At 63.1% G+C, this 7,023-nt stretch carries 6 protein-coding genes; 2 read left to right on the top strand and 4 right to left on the bottom strand.

Annotation, left to right across the window (positions count from 1 at the left end):
* Positions 1-243: 243 nt before the first annotated feature.
* The 3 genes from ACNKH3_RS13165 to ACNKH3_RS13155 all read right to left on the bottom strand — a co-directional run bounded on the left by ACNKH3_RS13165 (position 244) and on the right by ACNKH3_RS13155 (position 5,687).
* Positions 244-1,110, bottom strand: a complete 867-nt coding sequence (locus ACNKH3_RS13165) for an NAD(+)/NADH kinase (RefSeq protein WP_420209551.1) — start codon at positions 1,108-1,110, stop codon at positions 244-246.
* 8 nt (positions 1,111-1,118) lie between these two features.
* A complete protein-coding gene (gene proC, locus ACNKH3_RS13160; protein WP_420209550.1) occupies positions 1,119-1,934 on the bottom strand; it encodes a pyrroline-5-carboxylate reductase in 816 nt (271 codons plus the stop codon).
* A 144-nt stretch (positions 1,935-2,078) separates the two neighbouring features.
* The gene (locus ACNKH3_RS13155; protein WP_420209549.1) at positions 2,079-5,687 is read right to left on the bottom strand and encodes an AAA family ATPase; all 3,609 of its coding nucleotides are present in this window, start codon (positions 5,685-5,687) and stop codon (positions 2,079-2,081) included.
* A gap of 221 nt (positions 5,688-5,908) precedes the next feature.
* On the opposite strand from ACNKH3_RS13155, the gene ACNKH3_RS13150 reads away from it, so the two are divergent.
* The gene (locus tag ACNKH3_RS13150) at positions 5,909-6,214 is read left to right on the top strand and encodes a type II toxin-antitoxin system RelE/ParE family toxin (RefSeq protein ID WP_417916592.1); all 306 of its coding nucleotides are present in this window, start codon (positions 5,909-5,911) and stop codon (positions 6,212-6,214) included.
* Positions 6,211-6,486, top strand: a complete 276-nt coding sequence (locus tag ACNKH3_RS13145; protein WP_417916591.1) for a helix-turn-helix domain-containing protein — start codon at positions 6,211-6,213, stop codon at positions 6,484-6,486. Before ACNKH3_RS13150 ends, ACNKH3_RS13145 begins: the two co-directional genes overlap by 4 nt.
* A 14-nt stretch (positions 6,487-6,500) precedes the next feature.
* Here the strand turns inward: ACNKH3_RS13145 and ACNKH3_RS13140 are convergent, their stop codons facing one another.
* Complete coding sequence (locus tag ACNKH3_RS13140; protein WP_417916590.1) at positions 6,501-6,917, bottom strand: tetratricopeptide repeat protein; 417 nt, start codon at positions 6,915-6,917, stop codon at positions 6,501-6,503.
* Between the last annotated feature and the right edge of the window lie 106 nt (positions 6,918-7,023).

The following is a 7,023-nucleotide window of genomic DNA, read 5'->3' as shown; positions in this document are numbered from 1 at the left end:
TTGAATATCATTGTTTTGTCAAATGAATTTCTTGGTTCGAGGCAAAGACTGCCATCATCCGTGACGCTGTTCGGGCGTATTTGACGAAACCGATTTATACGCTTGAGCCTATCAATCTTTATGCAACTGCGTAACTCCTATACTTGTTCGTTCCGGCACACGCTTCAGAAAACAGAATCTACAGGATGTTCCGCCGACAGGGACGGGTCGCGAACCGCCCCCCCCTGCAACCTGCTGCTGCAATTATCGCAGCAGGCGCGGCGCGGCTGCTTCCGGCAAGGGCTGACCGCAGTCGCAGCTGGCCCAGTTGAGCTTGCTGCGGAGGATGGCGAAGTAGCCTTTGTGCGGTGAGCTGATCAGGCGCAGGGGCTTGGTCGCCGCCTCAGCCGTGAGGAACTGCCCGTCCTGCAAGACCGCTGTCAGCACGCCGTCCACCATCACCTTGACCCGCTCCGCAGGCTGGGCCAGCCGGGCCGTGACTTTGGCCTGCGGCGGCAGCAGCACTGGCCGCGATTCGAGCATGAAGGGACAGATCGGCGTGAGCAGGATGGCGTGCAGGCCGGAGTGGGCGATGGGGCCGCCTGCGGAGAGGTTGTAGGCGGTGGAGCCGGTAGGCGTGGAGATGATCAGTCCGTCGGCCTTGTAGGTGGCGACGTAGTCTTCATCCGCCCAGCAGCAAAGGCGCAGCAGAGGCTCCGTGCTGCCCTTGAGAATCACCGCCTCGTTGAGAGCGAAACGGGGCCGGTCAAGCGGGGTGCCGCAGCTGTCCACAAGCTGTGTCCGCAGCATCATCCGCTCCTCAATCTGCACCCGCCCGGCCAGCACTTCCTCCAAGGCCGGGTGCATTTCTTCAGCCGCCACCTCGGTGAGAAAGCCGAGGTTGCCCAGATTGATGCCGATGACCGGAATCTCCAGCCGGGCCGCCTGATCAGCCACGTGCAGCAGGGTGCCGTCGCCGCCGAGGATGGTCAGCATGTCCATGCCCGGCTCGATCTGGTCCAGTGCGGCCTGCACGCCGCGCTGGCCGAACCATTCCGCCAGCTTCAGCCCGACCTGCCGCACCGTCGGAGAATCCTTGCGGATGATGATGCCGACGCGGCGGATCTTCATGCCTTGGCCTACTTGCCCAGCTCTTTCGAGCGGTCTGTCGCTGCCTTGACCGCCGCCATCACCGTGCCGCGCAGGCCGTCGCGCTCCATGACCTGGAGGCCCGCAATGGTCGTGCCGCCCGGCGAGGTGACGCGGCCTTTCAGCACTGCTGCTGGCTCGCCCGTTTCCAAGGCTAATTTGGCAGAACCATAGAGGGTTTGCAGGGCAAGCTGCTCGGCCAAAGGACGAGGAATTCCCGCCAGCACCCCGCCGTCAATCAGCGCCTCTAAGAAAGTGAAGACGTAGCCTGGCCCGGAGCCGCTTAGGCCGGTGACGGCATCCAGCAGGTTCTCCGCGACCTCCACGCAGGTGCCGACTGCCGAGAAGATCTGGCCGCAGAGGGCCATGTCCTCGCGGCTGGCGTTTTTGTTGCCGCTCATCGCCGATGCTCCGGCCAGCACCAGCGCGGGCGTGTTGGGCATCACCCGGATGATGCGCATCGTGCTGCTGCCAAGGCCGCGTTCCATCTGGGCAATAGTCACGCCCGCAGCGATGGAGATGAGCAGATGCCCCGGCCCAAGGTGCTCGCGGTAGAGCTGAAGCACCGGCTCCATGATCTGCGGCTTGACCGCAAGAATGATGATTTGGGCTGCTCCGGCCAGCTCGGCGGCGGAGTCCGTGGTTCTAACCTGATAGGTCTTCTCCAAATATTCCCGGCGCGGCGCGGACGGCTCGGCCACGATGATGCTGGCCGCCTCGGCCAAGCCGGATGCGGTCAGGCCCTTGATCAGGGCTTCGCCCATCTGGCCGCCGCCGATCATGCCGACAGATTGCAGTGCTGTCATCGCCTCTCCCCTGCGTATATGTGAATATTATGATTTCTCGAAGGATAAACAATCAGCTGGCAACGCTCAAGAGGGATGCTGCCCGTTGCGTCGACTTTATTTCGGCAGGTCTCGCTTGTCAAGAGAGAAGTTCCGGGCAGCCTGCTACAGCCGCCGCACGCCTGGCCCTTTGAGCAGGCTCCGTCCGCCGCTGCCGGGCATAGCCTCGATCTGGCAGGCGATCCGCTCCTTGAGCGCGGCCACGTGCGAGATCACGCCGATCAGCCGCCCTTCGCCGCGCAGCTCGGCGAGCCGAGCCAAGGCGGCATCCAGCGCGTCGTCGTCCAAGGTGCCGAAGCCCTCATCGAGAAAGAGCGACTCCACCTTGCCGCCGACCATGCTCGACAGACCGAGGGCCAGAGCGAGGCTGACCATGAAGCTCTCGCCGCCGGAAAGGTTCTTGACCGAGCGGACTTCGCCCGCCTGCTCGAAGTCCGCCACGCTCAGCTCCAGCGGCTGCTGCGGGTCGCGGAGGAGCAGGTAGCGGTTGTGGATGCGGGCCAGCTCGCGGTTGGAGTGCAGCACCATCTGCTCGAAGGTCAGTCCTTGGGCGAAGTTGCGGTACTTCTTGCCGTCCGCCGAGCCGATCAGGTCGTGCAGGCTTTTCCAGCGCAGGCATTCTGTTTTCTGCACGGCCAGCTCAAGAAGGAGGCCGCTCTGCTGGCCGCGCCGCTCCTGGTTGTCAGTGAGCCGCTGGGTCAGCGAGCCGATCTGCTCGGCTGTCCGGCGGCTGGCGAGCGTCAGGCCAGCCTGCTCCGCCTCCAGCCGCGCCTGATCCAAGTCGGTGAGGGCCAATTGCTCCTCCTCGGCCAAGCGGGCTTCGCGGTCGCGGTGCCGCTCATCAAGCTGCGTCCGGCGGTCGCGCAGCTCTTCGGCCTGCCTGCGCAAGGCCGCCCGCTCCGCCTCCGCAAGGTGCGCCGCCTGCCAAGCCGCCTCATCGGCAAAGCCGCCCGCCCGCAGCCGTTCGGCAAAAGCCGCCTCCTGCCGCGCCAGCTCAGGCATTCTGTCGGCAGCGGCACGCTCCCGGCTGCTGCTCAGGACGCGCTGCTGATGCAACTGCTGCGCCTGCCGCTGCTGCGCCGTCTGCGCTTGCGAGACCGCCTGCTCCGCCGCTTTGACCGCATCCGCCAGCCGCTGCTCCTCCGCCTCAGGCTGCTTGTCGGCAAAGAGCGCAGCCCGTTCGGCGGCCAGCCGCGCCTCCTCCTGCCGCCCGGCTTGCAGGAGCGGCTCCTCCTGCTCTAGCTGCTTGTGCCGCTGCTCGATGCCCGCCCGCAGCACCTTCAAGTCAGCAGCAAGCGCGGTAATCTTCTGCTCCGCCGCCACGTGCTGCTGCTGCTGCCGCTGCCATGTATCACGGCGGACAGTCAGCGCGGCGGCGGTTTGGTCAATCTCATGCAGCGAGAGCGCAGCGCAGCCGTAATATAGAGTCAGCTCTGTCTGCGCTGCCCGCAGTTTGGTGGCCACATCGTCCGCGAGGCCGCGCTCCTCATCAGTCAGCCGCTGCCGCGCCTCCTCCGCTTTGTCCCGCGCCGCAGCCGCGTTGCTTTCAGCCTGAGCAGCTTGAACGCAGGCCGCCTGTAGCTGCTCCAGCGTCCTGCCCAGCTGGCTGATTTTATCAGTCAATGCCTCAGCGGCCTGCACGGTCTCGCGGTTCGCAGCCAGCCGCCGCTCTATCTCCGCCTGCTCCGGCGCAAGATCCAGCCCGGCGCAGCAGCCCGCTGCCTGCTGCTGAAGCGCCTGCGCTGCGGTGTTCTTCTCAGCCAGCCGCTCGGCGAGATGCTGCGCCTTCTGCTCCAAGCGGACTTCCTCCTGCCCGGCCTTGGCCAGCTCCGCTTCAGCCTGGCGCAAAGCCACCGCCGCTGCCTGCGCAGTCAGCTCGGCCTCATGCAGCAGCGGCAGGCCGCCCTGCGCGTAAGGATGCTCCGGCGAGCCGCAAAGCGGGCAGGGCTGCCCGGCCTCAAGCCGCGCCCGCTGCTCGTCCAGACTGAGCACCCGCTTGGCAAAGTCCGCTTCAATCCGTCGGACTTCCTCCTCCTGCCGGGCCGCGTCGCGCTGCTGGCGCAGGGCGTGCAGGGTCTCGGCCAGCCCTCGTTTGGCTGCTGCGTTCGTCGTCTGCTGCTCATGCAGATCAGCCCGCTCCTTGGCCAGCGCATCTGCTTGCGCCAGCAGCTCGGTCAGCTTGATCAAGGCGGCCTGCTCGTCCCGCAGCTCATCCGGCTTGCGGCCTTGCAGGAGCTGGGCCAGCCCGCTTTCCGCTGCCGCCCGCGCGGCTTGCACTTCGGCAAATTGCTCATCGGCCCTGCGCCGCGCCCCGGCTGTGCTCTGCCAGAACTCCGCTGCCTCGACAGCCGCTTTCTCGGTCTGCGCTGCGGCCAGCCGGATTGCCTCATGCCGCTTGGCCAGCTCCGCCAGCTGCTTCAGCCGCTGGCAGAGGCCGGTCAAGTCCGCAAGCAGCCGCTCGTCCGCCGCATGTTCCGTCAGATACGCCGCGCTCTCTTGCTGGCCAGCTTGCACACGGGCCAAGCTCTGCTCTATCTGCTGACTTTCCTTGAGAGCCTCATCGTTCTTCTGCCGCAGATTGACGCAGGCGTCCTCCTGCTTGCGCAGCGCGGCCCGCTTCTCCTGCAAGCGGAAATCCAGCTCGCGCGCTGCGGCGATGAGGACGCGGCCCTGCTCCTGCGCAGCTTTGGCCGCTGCCAGTGCGGTGCCGCTGCTGACCACCTGCGCGTCCGCCGCCTTGAGCGCAGCTTCCAGCTCCGGCAGGCTGCGGCGCAAGGCCGCCGCCGCGCTGAGGTCATCCGCCTGCTGCTTGCGCAGCGCGGCCAAAGCGGCGTGCTCACCAGCCAAAAGCAGGGCCAGCCCGTCCAAGCGCAGCCGCTGCCCGCTGGCGGCAAACTGCTCCTGCGCCGCTGCCAGCCCGGTTTGCTCCTTGCTGATCGCTGCCAGCTCCTGGCGCAAAGCTGCCAGCCGCTTCAGCCATTTGAGGGCGGCATCAAGCTGCGTCAGCCTGTCGCCCTGAACGCGCACCTCGCTGCGCAGCCGGTCCAAGTTCTGCCGCAGGGTCTCCTCCTCCTCCATGCTGAGAAGCCGGAAAGCTGCCGCCTGCTCCTCCAGCTGCTTCTGGCGGTCGTTCTCGCGCTTCCAGCGTTCGTGTGTGCGGATGGAAATCTCGCTGTAGATGGTGCTGCCGGTGATCTGCTCCAAGATCGGGGAACGCTCGTCCGGCGAGGCTTGGAGAAAGGCGGCGAACCCGCCCTGCGCCAGCAGCATGGAGCGAGTGAAGCGGTCGAAATCCATGCCCGTGCATTCCTCGACCAGCTGTTCCACGCTGCCGACGCTGCTGGCCAGAATCTCACCGTTGAGTAGCGAGATCTCGCGCTTGGGCTGTTGCAGCTCGCCGTCTGCCTTTTTCCGGCTACGGCCTTGGCTCCATGAGCAGCGGCGGGCTTCCTTGCCGACCGAGAACTCGACCTCGGCAGAGCACTCGCCGCTTTGGCGGGACATGATCTCGTTGCCGCGCTTGGTCACTTTGTCTAGACGCGGCGTGCGTCCATAGAGCGCAAGGCAGAGCGCGTCAAGGATGGTGGTCTTGCCTGCGCCGGTGGGGCCGGTGATGGCGAAGATGCCGTCGGCAAAGGCCGGGTGGGTGAAGTCGATCTCCCACCCGCCGACCAGCGAATTGAGGTTGCGCAGGCGGAGCTTGAGGATGCGCATCAGTCCTGCGCCTGTATCTTCAAGATGTCCATACGGCTCACAGTTGTCCTTCTGTTGTAGTATCTGTTTGTGATAACTGCGCAAAAAAAGATTACGCGGCAATCATAAAACGCGCCGGGCAGCTTGTCAAGAAAGAGATGCTTGAAAAATGTTCACGTTTTTGCTACCATTGCTTCATGCGGCGCATACTATTTTTCCGAAATCAGTCAGGCAAGTCGCCTGTGGAAGAGTTCCTGAACACGCTGACACCGCAGCAGAAGAAGAAAGCTGCCTTTGTTCTGTCACTGGTGGAGGAGCTGCCTGTCATTCCAGACGAGTATTTCAAAAAATTCAAAGGATGCGACAATCTCTGGGAGGTGAGGATTCAGTCTGGCAACAACGCCTTCCGGCTGCTCGGCTTTCTTAATGGCGCGGAGCTTGTTGTTCTGAACCATGCTTTTGCCAAGAAAACGCAGAAGACACCAAAAAAGGAAATTCTGCTGGCGGAACAGCGCAAAAAGGAATATCTGAGAGGCAAGCAAACATGAGCGACCTGAAGCAGTTCATTAAAAATTGCGCCCAGCAGCACCCGGATGAATTTAAAGACTTCGACAAAGAGTATGCAGCCTTCAAACTGGGTGTCCTGCTGAAACAGGCCCGCAGCGAAGCCGGTCTTACTCAAGAAGACGTTGCGGCGCGGCTGAAGACAACCAAATCCGCCATTTCCAGAATGGAGAACCATGCGCGGGACATCCGCCTGTCCACGCTGGAACGCTTCGCCGCTGCTGTGGGCAGACAGCTTTCTGTTACTTTGAAGTAAGTTGCCTGCCCGGCTTACTGTACTCGCTTCTGGGCCAGTTCATCCCGCCACCGCTGCACATTCTTGGCACCTGAATGCTGCATCGCTCCCATCTCCTGATACAGGCTCAGGCTCTTCTTCCAAGCTGCTTCCGCCTGAGCAAGATTGCCGCGTTTCTTATACACAACGCCCAGATTGCCATACTGGTTCGCCGTTGCTTCCTTCAGTCCCAATGCCTCGCTGATCTCAAGGCTCTTCCGGTACATCTCCTCCGCCTTATCCAGCTCGCCGCGTGTATATGCCACATTGCCCAGATTGCCGTAAGTCTGCGCCATGCCTTGCTTGCTGGCCAAGGCTTCAAAAAGCGCAAGTGCTTTCCTGTACATCTCCTCCGCCTTGTCCAGCTCGCCGCGTGTATTATAGCCGTAGCACAATAAATTGACTATAAACATGGCTGCTGAAAAATCTCATCTGTCGAACAGCCAAGTTTTCTTCTGAGTGCCTTTGCTTGCGCCCATTTATGCTCTATGGGGTTCAAATCAGGAGAATATGGCGGAA

The organism is Candidatus Electronema sp. JC (genome assembly GCF_048287365.2).
Taxonomy (GTDB): Bacteria; Desulfobacterota; Desulfobulbia; order Desulfobulbales; family Desulfobulbaceae; genus Electronema.
This window is presented reverse-complemented; position numbering and strand designations above follow the sequence as displayed.

What these genes read in the sequence shown, in the direction of transcription:
- ACNKH3_RS13165 (WP_420209551.1), bottom strand. Translation starts at nt 1,110, where the DNA reads ATGAAGATCCGCCGCGTCGGCATCATCATCCGCAAGGATTCTCCGACG.
- proC (WP_420209550.1), bottom strand. Translation starts at nt 1,934, where the DNA reads ATGACAGCACTGCAATCTGTCGGCATGATCGGCGGCGGCCAGATGGGC.
- ACNKH3_RS13155 (WP_420209549.1), bottom strand. Translation starts at nt 5,687, where the DNA reads ATGCGCATCCTCAAGCTCCGCCTGCGCAACCTCAATTCGCTGGTCGGC.
- ACNKH3_RS13145 (WP_417916591.1), top strand. Translation starts at nt 6,211, where the DNA reads ATGAGCGACCTGAAGCAGTTCATTAAAAATTGCGCCCAGCAGCACCCG.
- ACNKH3_RS13140 (WP_417916590.1), bottom strand. Translation starts at nt 6,917, where the DNA reads ATGTTTATAGTCAATTTATTGTGCTACGGCTATAATACACGCGGCGAG.